The sequence below is a fragment of the Gammaproteobacteria bacterium genome, assembly GCA_033720895.1.
Classification (GTDB): Bacteria; Pseudomonadota; Gammaproteobacteria; order Natronospirales; family JAJUFS01; genus JAWWBS01.
Map to the genome: position 1 here is coordinate 19,116 of JAWWBS010000015.1, position 14,257 is coordinate 33,372.

Annotated in this window: 12 protein-coding genes; 7 read left to right on the forward strand and 5 right to left on the reverse strand. The window is 61.9% G+C overall.

All coding sequences use genetic code 11. From position 1 onward, the window contains the following. Positions 1-39 precede the first annotated feature (39 nt). The 3 genes from R3217_04060 to R3217_04070 are packed head-to-tail and all read left to right on the forward strand — an operon-like array spanning position 40 to position 2,879. Positions 40-573 (forward strand): cytochrome b, encoded by a 534-nt coding sequence (locus tag R3217_04060; GenBank protein MDX1454611.1) that lies wholly within the window; start codon positions 40-42, stop codon positions 571-573. Continuing rightward, complete coding sequence (locus tag R3217_04065) at positions 566-1,294, forward strand: sulfite exporter TauE/SafE family protein (protein MDX1454612.1); 729 nt, start codon at positions 566-568, stop codon at positions 1,292-1,294. Before R3217_04060 ends, R3217_04065 begins: the two co-directional genes overlap by 8 nt. A 13-nt stretch (positions 1,295-1,307) precedes the next feature. Beyond that, positions 1,308-2,879: an NAD(P)/FAD-dependent oxidoreductase gene (locus tag R3217_04070; protein MDX1454613.1), complete on the forward strand. Its 1,572-nt coding sequence runs from the start codon at positions 1,308-1,310 to the stop codon at positions 2,877-2,879. A 43-nt stretch (positions 2,880-2,922) separates the two neighbouring features. Here R3217_04070 and R3217_04075 read toward each other — a convergent pair whose 3' ends face one another. Next, positions 2,923-3,351, reverse strand: coding sequence for a GFA family protein (locus R3217_04075; GenBank protein ID MDX1454614.1), 429 nt, complete (start codon positions 3,349-3,351; stop codon positions 2,923-2,925). A 108-nt stretch (positions 3,352-3,459) separates the two neighbouring features. After that, on the reverse strand, positions 3,460-4,503 hold the full coding sequence (locus tag R3217_04080; protein MDX1454615.1) for an SRPBCC family protein: 1,044 nt from the start codon (positions 4,501-4,503) through the stop codon (positions 3,460-3,462). 137 nt (positions 4,504-4,640) lie between these two features. Here R3217_04080 and msrA point away from each other — a divergent pair, with 137 nt between their 5' ends. Then, on the forward strand, positions 4,641-5,279 hold the full coding sequence (gene msrA / locus R3217_04085; protein MDX1454616.1) for a peptide-methionine (S)-S-oxide reductase MsrA: 639 nt from the start codon (positions 4,641-4,643) through the stop codon (positions 5,277-5,279). Positions 5,280-5,282: 3 nt separating this feature from the next. Here the strand turns inward: msrA and R3217_04090 are convergent, their stop codons facing one another. Next, positions 5,283-7,331, reverse strand: coding sequence for a bifunctional diguanylate cyclase/phosphodiesterase (locus R3217_04090; GenBank protein MDX1454617.1), 2,049 nt, complete (start codon positions 7,329-7,331; stop codon positions 5,283-5,285). A gap of 213 nt (positions 7,332-7,544) precedes the next feature. Between R3217_04090 and R3217_04095 the strand changes: the two genes are divergently transcribed. Beyond that, a complete protein-coding gene (locus R3217_04095; protein MDX1454618.1) occupies positions 7,545-8,105 on the forward strand; it encodes an outer membrane beta-barrel protein in 561 nt (186 codons plus the stop codon). Between the two features lie 72 nt (positions 8,106-8,177). Here R3217_04095 and R3217_04100 read toward each other — a convergent pair whose 3' ends face one another. Both R3217_04100 and R3217_04105 read right to left on the reverse strand, forming a co-directional pair. Continuing rightward, positions 8,178-9,527, reverse strand: a complete 1,350-nt coding sequence (locus R3217_04100; protein ID MDX1454619.1) for a hypothetical protein — start codon at positions 9,525-9,527, stop codon at positions 8,178-8,180. A 73-nt stretch (positions 9,528-9,600) separates the two neighbouring features. Then, the gene (locus R3217_04105) at positions 9,601-10,863 is read right to left on the reverse strand and encodes a lytic murein transglycosylase (protein ID MDX1454620.1); all 1,263 of its coding nucleotides are present in this window, start codon (positions 10,861-10,863) and stop codon (positions 9,601-9,603) included. A 132-nt stretch (positions 10,864-10,995) separates the two neighbouring features. On the opposite strand from R3217_04105, the gene R3217_04110 reads away from it, so the two are divergent. After that, positions 10,996-11,667 (forward strand): hypothetical protein, encoded by a 672-nt coding sequence (locus R3217_04110; GenBank protein ID MDX1454621.1) that lies wholly within the window; start codon positions 10,996-10,998, stop codon positions 11,665-11,667. 283 nt (positions 11,668-11,950) lie between these two features. Further along, on the forward strand, positions 11,951-14,257 hold a 2,307-nt coding region (locus tag R3217_04115), incomplete at its 3' end, for a S8 family serine peptidase (GenBank protein ID MDX1454622.1).

The window sequence follows — 14,257 nt, forward strand, 5'->3', positions numbered from 1 at the left end:
CTTTCGGCCATCATCCCGGGCACTGGAGAAGGGGGAGCAATGTCCACGAGCTACTCGAAAACGGCGCGCCGCCTGCACTGGATCATCGCCGTGCTGGTGATCCTGCAATTCATTTTCATTTTCACCGCCGAGGGCCTGCCACGCGAGCACGAGCTGCGAGGCCTGTTTTTCCAGCTGCATTTTTCCACCGGTTTCACGGTGCTGTTGCTGGCAGTCTGGCGAGTGATCAATCGCTTCACCAATCCGCCGCCCATGCCGGAGCAGGGCATGTCGCGTGCCGTGCAGCTTGCGGCGGCAACGGCCCACTGGGCGATGTATGCCGCCATCTTCATCCTGCCGGTCACCGGCCTGATGCTGGTCAACACGCGGGGCAGTGCCGTTGGCTATTTCTGGCTTTTCGACCTGCCGATGATTGTCGGCGAGAGTGATGACTTGCACGAGCTGGTCGAAGCGATTCACGTACCGGTGGGTATCGGCCTGCTGGCACTGGCCAGCCTGCACGCGCTCGCCGCTCTCTGGCATCACTTCATTCGCAAGGACGACACGCTGAGGCGCATGCTCGGCCGTGGCTGAGCTCGAACTCCTCGCGATTGCGCTGACGGCCATGCTGGCCTCGGCGCTGACCCTGCTGTCGGGGTTCGGGCTGGGCACCTTGCTGATGCCGGTCGTGGCGCTCTTCTTTCCCGTCGAGGTGGCGGTCGCCGTCACCGCGCTGGTGCACCTGGCCAACAATGCCTACAAGTTCGTCGTGCTGGGAGCCGGGGCTGATTGGAGCCTGGTCAGGCGCTTCGGCATCCCGGCGGTGCTGCTGGCCTTCCCGGGAGCATGGCTGCTGACCCATGCCGCAGCCGTGCCGACACGACAGCTCATCGGGGCATTGATCCTGCTGTTCGTGCTGCTGGAGCTGCTGCCGGTCGTCAAGCGCCTCAAGTTCCCGGCGCACTGGATGCCCTTGGGCGGTGCCCTGAGTGGATTCTTCGGTGGCCTTTCCGGCCACCAGGGCGCGTTCCGCAGCCTGTTCCTGCTGAAAAGCCACATCAGCAAGGAGCAGTTCATCGCGACCAATATCGTCATTGCACTGCTGGTGGATGTGGCCCGGCTGGGCGTCTACGGCTGGCGCGCGCCCACGCTGCAAATCGACTGGCTCCTGGCGGCCATAGCCACCCTCGCGGCCTTTGCCGGCGTCAATATTGGCCGTCGCTTCATCCACAAGGTCACCATCGACAGCATCCAGAAACTCGTCGCCGTGCTGCTGAGTGTCATCGGTGTCGGTATGATGTGCGGCATCCTGTAACGCGGAGACTCCAATGCAGTATGACGTCGTCATCATCGGGGCCGGGCACAACGGCCTGACCTGCGCCTGTTACCTGGCAGCAGCCGGCCTGAAGGTGCGCCTGCTGGAGCGCCGGGATGTGGTTGGCGGCGCGGCAGTCACCGAGGAGTTTCACCCGGGCTTCCGCAACTCGGTGGCGAGCTACACGGTTTCGCTGCTGAATCCCAAGGTGATCAAGGACCTGCGCCTGCACGACAACGGCTTGAAGGTCGTCGAGCGCCCAATGTCGAATTTCCTGCCACTGAACGATCGCGACTTTTTCCAGGCCGGCCCGACGTCGGCTGACACGCAACGGGAAGTTGCACGCTTTTCGAAAAAGGATGCCGAGGCGCTGCCGGAGTTCAACGCGCGGCTCGATGCCATCGGCGACGTATTGCGTGACCTGGTGCTGGAGACCCCGCCTAACGTTGGCGGCGGCATTTCCGACATGCTGAAAGGCCTGAAGGTCGGCAACCGTTTCCGCAAGCTCGACATGGAGCAGCGGCGCGACTTGCTGGACCTTTTCGCCAAGTCGGCGGGTGACTGGCTGGATGCCTGGTTCGAGTCCGATCCCATCAAGGCCCTGCACGGTTTCGATGCCGTCGTCGGCAATTACGCCAGTCCGTACACGCCGGGTTCGGCTTACGTGCTGCTGCATCACGTCTTCGGCGAAGTGAACGGCAAGAAGGGTGCCTGGGGCCATGCCATCGGGGGCATGGGTGCGATCACGCAAGCCATGCGCAAGGAGGCCGAGGCGCGGGATGTCGAGATCACGACCAATGCCGCCGTGCAGAAGGTCAACGTGGTCAACGGCAAGGCGACGGGCGTGACGCTGGCTGATGGCACCGTTATCGATGCGAAGAAGGTCGTCTCCAACCTGAATCCGAAGCTGCTGTTCCTGAAACTGCTTGATGAATCCGATGTGGGCCCCGACTTCCGGCGTCGCATGCAGGGATGGAAATGCGGTTCCGGCACCTTCCGCATGAACGTGGCGCTGTCGGAGCTGCCAAAGTTCAGCTGCAAGCCCGAGGCCGGTCCGCATCATGGTGCAGGCATCATCATTGCTCCTTCGCTGGATTACATGGATCGCGCCTATATCGATGCGAAACAGCAGGGCTGGTCGCAGCAGCCGATCGTGGAGATGCTGATTCCCAGCACCATGGACGACACGCTGGCACCGGAAGGACAGCATGTTGCAAGCCTGTTCTGCCAGCATGTCGCGCCGGAGCTGCCGGACGGTCGTTCCTGGCATGACGAAAAGGACAAGGTGGCCGAGCTGATGATCGACACCGTCGACGCCTATGCGCCGAATTTCAAGTCGTCGGTGCTTGGCCGCATGGCCTTGTCGCCGCAGGACCTGGAAGACACCTTCGGACTCGTCGGCGGCGACATCTTCCATGGTGCACTTGGCCTGGATCAGTTGTATTCGGCGCGACCGATGCTCGGTTACGCGGATTACCGCTCGCCCATCAAGGGGCTCTATCTTTGCGGGTCAGGTACGCATCCGGGTGGTGGTGTGACCGGCGCACCGGGGCATAACGCAGCGCGTGAAATCCTGAAGGATTGAAAAAAGCCCCGCGGCTGCGGGGCTTTCCGGTTTCAATACAGCGTCATTCGGCAACAGCCTCGCCGCTGCCGCCGAGCTCTGCCGGGAAATCCTTCAGCTTGGGCGCGCCGTCGTGAATGCGCAGCACGGTTTCCGCGTAATTGACGTGAACGCCTGGCTGGAACTCCAGCGTGGGCAGCAGGGCGGCATAGACATCCGTCAGGCCGAACCCGGGATGCTCGGTCATTACATGACCGCCGCATTGCTTGCACCACATGCGAATGCTGGAAGGATTCTTGCTGAAGCTGCCGAGATGTTCCTGGCCGCTGGTCACTTTCACGGATTCCGGTTTCCACAGCGTGAATGCGTTGACGGGGCCTGCCGACCAGTGTCGGCACGAATCGCAGTGGCAATACCCCATGGCCTCTGGCGAACCCGTTGCCTCGATTTCCACGGCGCCGCAAAAACAGCTTCCTTTGTGAGATTCAGTCATGATCTTCCCCCCCCCCCTCGGTGACTGCCGAATCAGGGTTTAAAGTGTAGGTCATGAATGCCATGCCAACTGGCAATGACGAAAAGCCCCGCGGTTGCGGGGCTTGTTTCATTGCAGGGGTTTCTTGCTGACTGGCCAGGTGATGGTCGTCACCAGTTCGGCGGGTGGGGTGGAGGCCGGGTTGCTCGGGTAGGACTCCCAGGAATCGGCCATCGTCTGCCAGCCACGAAGTGACATGTAGAGGGCCGCTTTTTCATAGGTGCTCGCACTCTGTTCCCAGTCGGCACCCTGCAGCGTTGTTGTCAGGGCCGTTCCCGCGTAGCCGGTTTCCTGGCGAATGCCGTCGGCCATCACGGTCAGGAACGTATCCGCCGGCAGCGCGCGCGCCGCATCGAATATCCAGACCTGTTCCTCTTCATTCCACTGTTCGGTAATGACGCGGTAACGGTCACTGGCTTCGACTTCGTTCAGCGTGAGGATCGTGTCCAGTGCCACGAAGGCGGCACTCATCGACGCCACCATCTCTTCCGGCGTCATGGTGGTCCGCTTGGTGGTCAGCAGCAGCTTGGCCGGTTCGATGGTCGTTTCTTCCAGTTCGAAGCCGGCGATGTCGACCTTCGGAAAGCTCTCTGCGAGTTTCTTCAGCCGGGCAAGACCCTTCTCATAATCTGCGCCGACGTACTCCTCCATCAACAGCCCCATGTAGCGGGCGACCAGGTTGTTGCCGAAGTCCATGTCGAAGCTCCAGGTGACTGCGGTGCTGTCGCCGCTCTGCTGCAGGTCGAAGCGTGTCATTGCCGTGCCCTTGCCCACGAAGTCCAGGCTGGTTTCGACATGGGCGTAAGGTTCGGCCGACACGACTGTCTGGATGCCATGGCCCACATCGGGGTTGCTGCTGCGCCATTCCATGACGGCGCCTTCGCCGCGTTCCGGTCCACGGAACTCGTACCTGGTTGCCGGATCGATCTCGGCCCAGGGCGAGAACTTGTTGAAATGACGGAAGCCGTTGACCAGTTCATAGACGGTGGCGGGCGGCGCATCGATCGCTGCGCTGCGCGTTACGGTGACGCTGCTTGGCAGGAAGAAGCCGATGCCGGCCAGGATGATGACGATAAAGATCAGGGCTCCGAGAAGCCGTGTCAGCACTTTCATGGTATTTCCCCGTTGCTTGGCCGCTTTCTGCCACGCCTGGCGGCTCGTGTATTGTTGGTGGGAAGAGTATACGCTTGAAAATACGCGTTTCGACCCCAGCTCATGAGTCCCGCCCCGTTCCGTGATGGAGTTCAAGCATGTTCAGCAAATCTTCCATGCCAACCGCCGATACCGCCCTTGTCGGGCGTGACGAACCGATGCCCGTCACCGAACCGCATGTCGTGTCCGGGCGTTCGCTGGAACCGCCGTATCCGGACGGCATGGAAATTGCCATGTTCGGCCTGGGGTGTTTCTGGGGTGCCGAGCGGATGTTCTGGCAGCAGGCCGGCGTGTGGGTGACCGCGGTCGGCTATGCGGGAGGCTTCACTCCGAACCCGACCTACCAGGAAGTCTGCAGCGGCATGACCGGGCACAACGAAGTCGTGCGGGTCGTGTTCGATCCGGCCAGGATCAGCTACGAGCAGCTGCTGCAGGTGTTCTGGGAAGGTCACGATCCGACCCAGGGCATGCGCCAGGGTAACGATGTCGGTACGCAGTATCGAAGTGGCATCTATTGCAGCAACGAGGCACAGCTGACAGCTGCCGAAGCGTCGAAGCAGGGCTACCAGCAGGCGCTGGACAAGGCCGGGCATGGCCAGATCAGCACGGAGATACTGCCGGCCCCGGAATTCTATTTTGCGGAAACCTACCACCAGCAATACCTGGCGAGAAATCCGGGTGGGTATTGCGGCCTGGGGGGTACGGGAGTGAGCTGCCCGATCGGGCTGTCCACCTGAAGCTCAGATGACCTCGTCCTTGAAGTAACGGGCAGCACTGACGCTTTCCAGCATCGACTCGCAGGTTGCCGGCGGCATCGGCTCGTACATCAGGAAGCCCTGGATTTCATCGCAACCTGCTTCGCGCAGCTGTGACAGCTGTTCGCGGGTCTCCACGCCCTCGGCAACGACCTTCATGCCCAGCTGGTGGGCCAGCGGCACGAGCGCATTGACGATGGCCAGGCTGCCGATGTCTTCCGACAGCTCGTGGATGAATTCCTTGTCCAGCTTGACCTTGTCGACGGGCAGGCGTCGCAGGTAGGACAGCGACGAGAAGCCGGTACCGAAATCGTCAATGGCAATCCGCACGCCGCGCTGGCGCATCTGCTCCAGCGTCACGACGCCTGACTCGAAATTTTCCATGGCGACGTTTTCGGTGATCTCGCAGATCAGGTCCTCGGCATCCAGCTTGGTCTGCCCGAGCACCTCGAAAATCTGGTCGACCAGGTCAGCCTGCCGGAAGGCGCTGGCCGAGAGGTTCACTGCAATCCACAGCGGCATGTCGAAGCGCCGCCGCCAGGTGTAGACCTGCTGGCAGGATTCGGCGAGTACCCACTGGGTGATGCTGTCCATCAGGCCGAGGCTTTCAGCCAGCGGGATGAAGTTGTCAGGGGTCAGCAGGCCACGGCGCGGATGTTTCCAGCGCAGCAGCGCTTCGAAACCCAGCACGCGATTGTCGTTGGCATCGATCACCGGCTGGTAGAGCAGGGTGAATTCGTCCCGCTCCAGGGCGCGGCGCAGGTCACCTTCGAAATCCAGCTGTTCATGCGCCTTGCCACCCATGTCCTCCGAGAAGGGCACCAGCTTGTCGCCGCCTTGTTCCTTGGCCCGCTGCATGGCGGCGGCAGCATTCGCAATCAACTGGTCGGGTCGTTTGCCATCATCGGGAAAACGGCTGATGCCGAAGCTGGCGGTCATCAGGATCTCGCGACCATTCAGTTCGTAGGGTTCGCGCAGGTCCTTCAGCAGCTTGTTGGACGCATTCAGAATCTTCTGGCCATCGGGTTTCTCGCGCAGCAGCAGCGCGAATTCATCCACACCGACGCGCGCCACCGTGTCGACCTGGCGGGCGCGATGCAGCAGTCGGTCACCCACCAGGGCCAGCAGCTTGTCGGCACGGCTGTGACCCAGCGATTCGTTCAGCAGGCGAAAGCGGTCCAGGTTGATCAGCAGAACGGCGTAACTCTCTTCCTCGCTGCCACGCTCGATGGCGTGGGACAAGCGCTCGAGAAACAGCTTGCGGTTCGGCAGGCCGGTAAGCGGGTCATGGAAGGAAAGATGGTAGAGCTTGCGATTGGCGCTACGCGCGCGGTTGCGTTCCTCTTCCAGCAGCCAGATCACCAGCGCCAGGCCCACGAGGCTGAGAGCGACGATATCGATGAAGCCGAGATAGGGCGCGAATCCGCTGGCCTGCGACAACAGTCGCTGTGACAGGAACACGGTAAAGGTGACAAATGCCTGCGCACTGAATACCAGGAAGGCGACACCCAGCAGCCGCTGGCCGAAGCCGGGCTGCTCGGACTTGATCAACAGCAGGTAAATGCCGCCGAGGAACATGGCAATGCCGACCAGGAACGCGCGCAGCTCGACGCGGAAGAACATGCGCAGGTCGGACGCGCCTGGATCAAACGTATACAGGAGTGCAGTGGCCGCGCCGAACATGGCAGCGGCAGCGATCCACAGCCGTACATGGCTGGTCGGCATGCGCTTTTGCGTTGCAGCAATGTAGGCGCCGGCAAGCAACCAGATCGTTGCCGGGTAGGCGGCCGCCAGCGACAGCATGGATTCGATGGTGCGCAGCATGACCTGGTCGCTCGCGCGCACGGCGGTGTACATGGCCATTACCGAAAGTGCCGAATGCAGGCTGGCGGCAATGAAGGACCAGGCCCAGTAGCGGAGATGGGTGCGACGATAGAGTCGATGGAAGCCGATGAACAGCGCAGCAAAGATCAGAGAGAGCGCGAACTCCACCATGCCGAGTGAAACGACCAGACTGACCGGACTGATTGTCACGCGCTGCTGTCCCCCAAAATGACAGATTTCATGCAAGGCCGCGGCAGATTCAGGAATTCAGTGTAGCATCCGGCCCGCCGGCGGGGATTATGACTAAGCTCACAGAACAGGGAAACGACTCCCTGTACATTACCTGCCGTAACCGGTCTTCGCCATGGGCGGAGCCACGATTATCACCAATTAGCGATTATCACCAATAAGGGAGATAAAGAGATGCGTCAACTATTGGCAAGTGTTTTTGCTGTCGGCATGCTGCTGAGCGTCCCGGCTGCCGCGGCAGACCTGGAGTACAACTACGTGGATTTCGGTTTCATCAGTGTCGAACCTGACGGCGGCGGTGCCGATTTCGACGGTCTCGGCCTGCGTGGGTCCTTCCTGGTCAATCCGGAAATCTTCGTTATCGGCGAGTTCACTTCCGCTTCGGCAGAAACCGGCTTCGGCGACATCGATCGCACCGACCTGGCTTTCGGCGCCGGCTATCGTCATGCGCTCAACCCGAGCACGGACGTCTATGGTTCGATCGAGTACCTGAATGTCGAAGTGGATCCGGCATTCGATGATGACGGCCTGCGCCTGAGCGGCGGTGTCCGTGTCGCCATGTCGGACCGCCTGGAACTGCGGGGTGCCTTGCAGTACATCGACCTGACCGATTCGGATACCGTCCTCTCGGTCGGTGCGCAGTACCAGTTCATGCCAAAGCTGGCTGGTTTCTTCGAGCTGCGTGAAGGCGACAACTTCGGTGGTTACTTCATCGGTGGTCGCTACAGCTTCTGATACGAGTCGCTGTGTTGAAAAAGAAAAGCCCCGGTTGTGCCGGGGCTTTTTTTGTTTCCGCCTTGTTGCGGATCAACGCAGGTCGGCGGGCAGTTTCGGTGAACCCAGCAGTTCACTGAATACCTGCCAGCGCTGCTGCTCGTTGTCGGCATTCGTCCTGACGTATTCCGCAACCAGGTCACGGCCGTGGTTGTAGTTGATGACGTAACCGCCATAAGCGTCGAAAAACCGGATCCGCTGGGCGGCTCGTTCGGGTGAACTCAGGCTGTATTCCACCAGGAACGCCTCGGCTTCTTCGCGGCTGAATTTCTCCACGCCCTCGTCACCGATGTAGCGACGCGCGGCTTCCACGCCGGCGTAAGTCAGTTTCTTCAGCAGCTGGCGGAGCTCCCAGTACTGTTCCGCCTTCTCCATGGGCAGGCCGGCGATCGGCATCAGCACGTCACGCTCGAATTCGAAACGCTTGCGTCCCGGGAAGGCCATCTCGATGCCATAGTTGGCGCTGCCCTCGGCTATCAACGACTGCGGGCTGTAGAGCGCATAGACGGAAAACTCGACCCAGCCGCGCTTTTCGACCAGCTCGGCTTCCAGCAGGGCGTTGTAGGTGTGGTGGCCCGGGTAGCCCTCGTGGCAACCCAGGTCGACTGCGCGGTCGATGAAGATGGGCAGATCGGTGTTCACCTGGATCAGGCTGTGCGCGCCGCCCTGGTACCAGTTGTAGCCGCTCCAGGGCTTGTCATCGACGTATTCCACGACAAAGCTTTCGCCCTCGGGCAGCGACATGTTGGCCACCGTTCTTTCCTTGCAGGCTTCCATGGCTGCCATGAATACCGCATCGAGTTTTTCCGGCGGAATCACGAATTGCTGGCGGAAGGTTTCGACGCGATCGGCCAGTGGTGCGTCGCCCGGCAGCAAGGCATCGATTTCGGCGAGCGCGGTTTCGAAGAATTCGACGTCATGGCGTGGCGCCACGGAGTCGTAGATCAGCGCGGTCTCCCGGTCGAAGTCGAAGGTCTCGCCACTCACCATGCGCAGCCGGGTTGCGACGGCGCGCAACTGCTTGTCGAGGTAGCGCTGGCGAGCCTGTTCGTCCGCTTTTACTGCATTGATCGATTGCAGCGAGCCGCGGAGCGCCTCGGCGGCAGCGATCAGCTCCGCGAGCGAGCGTGGATCCTGGCTGGCAGCCTGCTGCCATTCTTCCGGTCCGTAATAGGCATCGACCAGGGCGGCGTCGTGCTGTCCGCCTTCGAGCACGATCCGGACGTATTGCCCGGCCACCTGCTCGAGGTCGATGGTTGCTTCGGGTTTGCTGCTGGTGGATTGCGTTGCTGTCTTGTCAGCATCGCTGCAGGCGGCCAGCGCCACTGCGGCAAGCAGGACAACAAGGGTCTTCAGCATGGATGCGCGAGGGTTGCGGGACATTGCCATTCTCCGGTGTCTGCAAGAGCGGGACACCGGAGGATACCAAAGCTGCGGCAGGAATCAGTGCGACGTCTTACTGGGCTGTCTGTCGCAAGGCAGCAAGCAGGGTCTTGTCGGGGTAGCCGTCAGCCGGCAGGCCGGCATCGGCCTGGAAGCGCTGCGCTGCCTTGCGGGTCTGGCGCCCGACCACGCCATCCGGCTCGCCACTGGCATAGCCGAGCCGGTTGAGGATGGACTGGATTTCAGTGACTTCGGCACGGCTCAGCAGCTCGATGGCTTCCGGGCGCTTGGCCGTCAGTTCGCCCATGCCGGCGATGCGATCCGCGAGATGGCCGACCGCCAGCGCATAGGACAAGGAGCGGTTCCACTCCATGATGATGTTGAAGTTTTCGTAGACCAGGAAGGCCGGCCCCTTGTGGCCCATTGGCAGGAGCAGCGAGCCTTTCATGTCCGATTCCGGCAGCGGGCGCCCGAAGGCGTCACGCAATCCGAGTGCGCGCCACTCCGAGACCGTTTTCTTGGTGTTCATGCTCGCCTGTGACCAGTCGAAGCGGAACGGCACGATGACTTCGCGTCCCCAGCGTTCGCCCGGAGCCCAGCCAATGCTGGACAGGTAGTTGGCGGAGGAAGCAAAGGCATCGGCCAGGCTGCCGTACAGATCGCGATGGCCATCGCCATCGTGGTCCAGCGCATAGCGCTCGAAGGTGGAAGGCATGAACTGGGTGTGGCCCATGGCGCCAGCCCAGGAACCCTTGGCACGGGTCAGGTCCATGTCGCCGCGCTGGTGCAGCTCCAGGGCAGTCAGGAACTCGCCGGTGAAGAATTCGCTGCGGCGCTGGTCGCAGGCGAGGGTCGCAAGTGCATCCAGGACCGGGATCTTGCCGAAGTAGCTGCCGTAATTCGTTTCCAGGCCCCAGAAAGCGACCAGGTATTCCGGCCGCACGCCGAATTCGCGATACACCTGGTGCAGCAGGCGGTAATGCTGTTGCAGCATCTCGCGGCCACGTTCGACCCGTTGCTCGGTAACCCGGCGATTCAGGTAGTGCCAGAAGGTGTAGAAGAACTCGGGTTGCGCCGAATCCGACTTGATGACGCGCTGTGCCTGCTCGATGCCGGGCAGGGTGGCCCGGAGGGTGGCAGCCTCGATGCCGCGGTCGGCGGCCCGGGTTTCCAGCCTCGCCAGGCAGCCATTGAAATTCTCGGCCGCTGCTGGCGCATTGATGTTGTCACCTGCCATGCTGGACGGCGCCATTGCTGTCATCACCAGGCCCGCGATCAGCACATGGCTGAAACGCAGTACAGGGTGGTGGGCAGGATTGGCAGGCAGGCTGGTCATGCGAACTCCGCGCCTCCGGATTTGTCGGAGGCTTTCTGCGATGATAGCGCAAAGTGCCGGCTAGAAAAGCCTGTAATACCGTTGAATGGCGGAATTCACGGCTTCATGCCAGGGACTGCACGGAGACGCTGAATGAGGAGCAAGCTGACAATTCTGGTGGGCTGCCTGTGCGCGTTTTTGGTCATGCTGCCATCGGCCACTGCGACCGCAGGCCAGTTGCGAATTTCCGCCGCGGCTTACACCCGCACGGTGGACGCATCCATCGATTTCGATGACGGCAGTTCGGCCGAGCTGACCACAAGGCGCTATGGCGCCGAGTACTGGGAAACGCTGCAACCAGGTATCCAGGGTGGTTTCGTGATCGGCTATTCCGAATCGGAATTGCGGGGCGGCGGCCTGCTGCAGGAAACGGCCAGCGGAAGTTTCGGCGGGCTGGGCCTCCGGTTCCAGTGGCCCCTGACGGCGCGACTCGATGCCACCGGCTCCATTGATTACCTCTACCAGCGGGATCGACGCAGCACGGATATCAACGAGTACCGCTTTCGCACCCTGGAGCGGACAGCGACCGCTGGCTTGCGGTACCGGGCCGGTGTCGTGTTGCTCGGTGGCGGGGGCTACGCTGGCGACATCGACTTCCACCAGGAAGACGAGGGCACGGGCGCAACCCTGGCAGCGGGCGAACGCAGGCGCAGCGGCAGTTATGTCGAGCTTGGCCTGCTGGCAGCTCGAGGTGGCGTGATGCTGTTGCGTTTCGAGCAGGGTGTGGTTGATGGCTGGAGCCTGCGTTACGAACGAAACTTCTGAGCCGTGCCTGATCTGACATAAGTCCCTTCACCTGTCTAAAAAAACACCAATCGAAAGCTGAATCCGGGTTTGGGTTCGAATTTTTAGGCCTGCTTCATTGATTTTTGCACTGCACTAAACTAAACCCGATGTTCATGTCTGCGAATACAAAACCAAAAATGCAGGCTGACGAGCATTACCCAAGGGGGGTGATGACACGATCCAGGGAGGGTTCGTGCAATTGAGGTGATTGATTGGGGGGATATTTATGTCCTTTTTTACTACCGGACGGAGATCCGGTCTTTTGTGGCGCGTCCTTTTGGCTGCCACGGCGTTACTCTTCACGACCGCGACAACCGTCGCCCATGCCGGCCAGCGCAGCGCGCCTGAGCAAGCCGGTCCACCGCAACAGGTCATCGTGCAGTTTGCCAAGCCCGGCCAGGGTGAAGCGAACCGTTCCGAGCGTGCCCGCGAAGTACTGGCTGCAGTCAGCCAGCGCCTGAGCGTCAAGCTCGAGCGGGTTCGTACGCTGGGTACCGGCGCCGACCTGGTGCGCGTCCACGGCCGCAAGGGAGATCATGCCCGCGTTGCCCAGATGCTGTCGCGCAACCCGCATGTCGTTTATGCCGAGGTCGACCAGATGCTGAAGCCACTGGCGACGCCCAATGACTCGCGTTACAACGAGCAGTGGCATTACTTCGAGGCGACGGGCGGCTTGAACGTCGATTCGGCCTGGGATGTGACCACGGGTGCTGGCGTGCTGGTGGCGGTGCTCGACACCGGCTACCGTCCGCACGTCGATCTCGACGGCAACATCGTGGGTGGCTATGACTTCATTTCCGACAGCTTTGTCGGCAATGACGGCGACGGCCGCGATTCGGATGCGCGCGACCCGGGTGACTGGGCCGAAGCAGGCGAGTGTGGCAACGGCCAGCCGACCCAGTTCCAGGGTTCCAGCTGGCACGGCACGCACGTCGCCGGCACCGTGGCTGCCGAAACCAACAACTCCAGCGGTGTGGCTGGCGTTGCCTATGGCGCCAAGGTCGTGCCGTTGCGCGTGCTGGGCAAGTGCGGTGGCCTGACCTCGGACATTGCCGATGCCATCATCTGGGCATCCGGCGGTACCGTTTCTGGCGTGCCGACCAATGCCAACCCGGCTGACGTGATCAACATGTCGCTCGGTGGCGGCGGTTCCTGCTCGTCCACCACCCAGTCGGCGATCAACACCGCCCGTTCCAATGGTGCGGTCGTGATCGTCGCTGCCGGCAACTCCAACACCAATGCGTCGAACGCCAACCCGGCGAACTGCGCAGGCGTGGTGACGGTGGCTGCCACCAACCGTGACGGTGGTCGTTCCTACTACTCGAACTACGGTTCGGTGGTCGATGTCGGCGCGCCGGGTGGCGAGCTGACGCAGTCCACGTCGATCAACGGCGTGTTGTCGACGTTCAACAGCGGCAGCCGTGGTCCGGGCAGCGACAACTACACCTTCTACCAGGGCACTTCGATGGCGGCACCGCATGTCGCTGGCGTTGCTGCGCTGATGATGGCGGTAGACAACACGCTGAGCCCGGATGACGTCGAGTCCATCCTGAAGTCGACGACCCGCGCCTTCCCGTCCACCTGCTCGCAGTGCGGCACCGGCATCGTTGATGCCACGGCAGCCGTGAACGCGGCCAATGGTGGCGGCGGTGGCGGTGGCGGTGACACCGTGCTCGAAAACGGCGTCGCCGAGACCGGCCTGTCCGGTGCCCAGGGTGCCGAGCTCCGCTTCACGCTGGAGGTACCAGCCGGTGCGACCGACCTGTCGTTCAACATGAGCGGTGGTTCGGGTGATGCCGACCTGTACGTCAAATTCGGTTCGGCACCGACCACCTCGAGCTACGACTGCCGTCCGTACGTCGGTGGCAACAGCGAGAGCTGCGATATCAGCAACGTCCAGGCAGGCACTTACCACGTCATGATTCGTGGCTACTCGGCCTTCTCGAACGTGTCGCTGGTCGGCAGCTTCACCGAGGACACCGGTGGCGGTGGCGGCGGTGACACCGTGCTCGACAACGGCGTGGCCAAGACCGACCTGTCCGGCGCCCAGGGCGAAGAGCTGCTCTTCACCATGGACGTTCCGGCCGGTGCTTCCGACCTGAGTTTCGTCATGAGCGGTGGTTCGGGCGACGCGGATCTCTATGTCCGCTTCGGCCAGGCGCCGACCACGTCGAGCTATGACTGTCGTCCGTACCGTTCGGGCAACAACGAGACCTGCAACATCTCCAATGTGCAGGCCGGTACCTACTACGTGATGCTGCGCGGCTACTCGGCCTTCTCGGGCGTGTCGCTGACGGGCAGCTACACGGATGGCGGTTCCGGTGGTGGCGGTTCGAACTTCTTCGAATCGACGACCAACGTCTCGATCCCGGACAATGGTGGCTACGTCGAAAGCCCGATCAGCGTCTCCCGCACGGGTGACTCCGGCTCCATCACGGTGCACGTGGAAATCGTCCACACGTATCGCGGTGACCTGGAAGTCATCCTGGTGACGCCGAGCGGTCAGACGACCACGCTGGAATCACCGAGCAACGACTCGGCGGACAACATCAGCAAGGACTACACCATC

Bases quoted from the DNA above. Each gene is read 5' to 3' on its own strand.
- R3217_04060 (MDX1454611.1), top strand. From the start codon at position 40: ATGTCCACGAGCTACTCGAAAACGGCGCGCCGCCTGCACTGGATCATC.
- R3217_04070 (MDX1454613.1), top strand. From the start codon at position 1,308: ATGCAGTATGACGTCGTCATCATCGGGGCCGGGCACAACGGCCTGACC.
- R3217_04075 (MDX1454614.1), bottom strand. From the start codon at position 3,351: ATGACTGAATCTCACAAAGGAAGCTGTTTTTGCGGCGCCGTGGAAATC.
- R3217_04080 (MDX1454615.1), bottom strand. From the start codon at position 4,503: ATGAAAGTGCTGACACGGCTTCTCGGAGCCCTGATCTTTATCGTCATC.
- msrA (MDX1454616.1), top strand. From the start codon at position 4,641: ATGTTCAGCAAATCTTCCATGCCAACCGCCGATACCGCCCTTGTCGGG.
- R3217_04095 (MDX1454618.1), top strand. From the start codon at position 7,545: ATGCGTCAACTATTGGCAAGTGTTTTTGCTGTCGGCATGCTGCTGAGC.
- R3217_04100 (MDX1454619.1), bottom strand. From the start codon at position 9,527: ATGTCCCGCAACCCTCGCGCATCCATGCTGAAGACCCTTGTTGTCCTG.
- R3217_04105 (MDX1454620.1), bottom strand. From the start codon at position 10,863: ATGACCAGCCTGCCTGCCAATCCTGCCCACCACCCTGTACTGCGTTTC.
- R3217_04110 (MDX1454621.1), top strand. From the start codon at position 10,996: ATGAGGAGCAAGCTGACAATTCTGGTGGGCTGCCTGTGCGCGTTTTTG.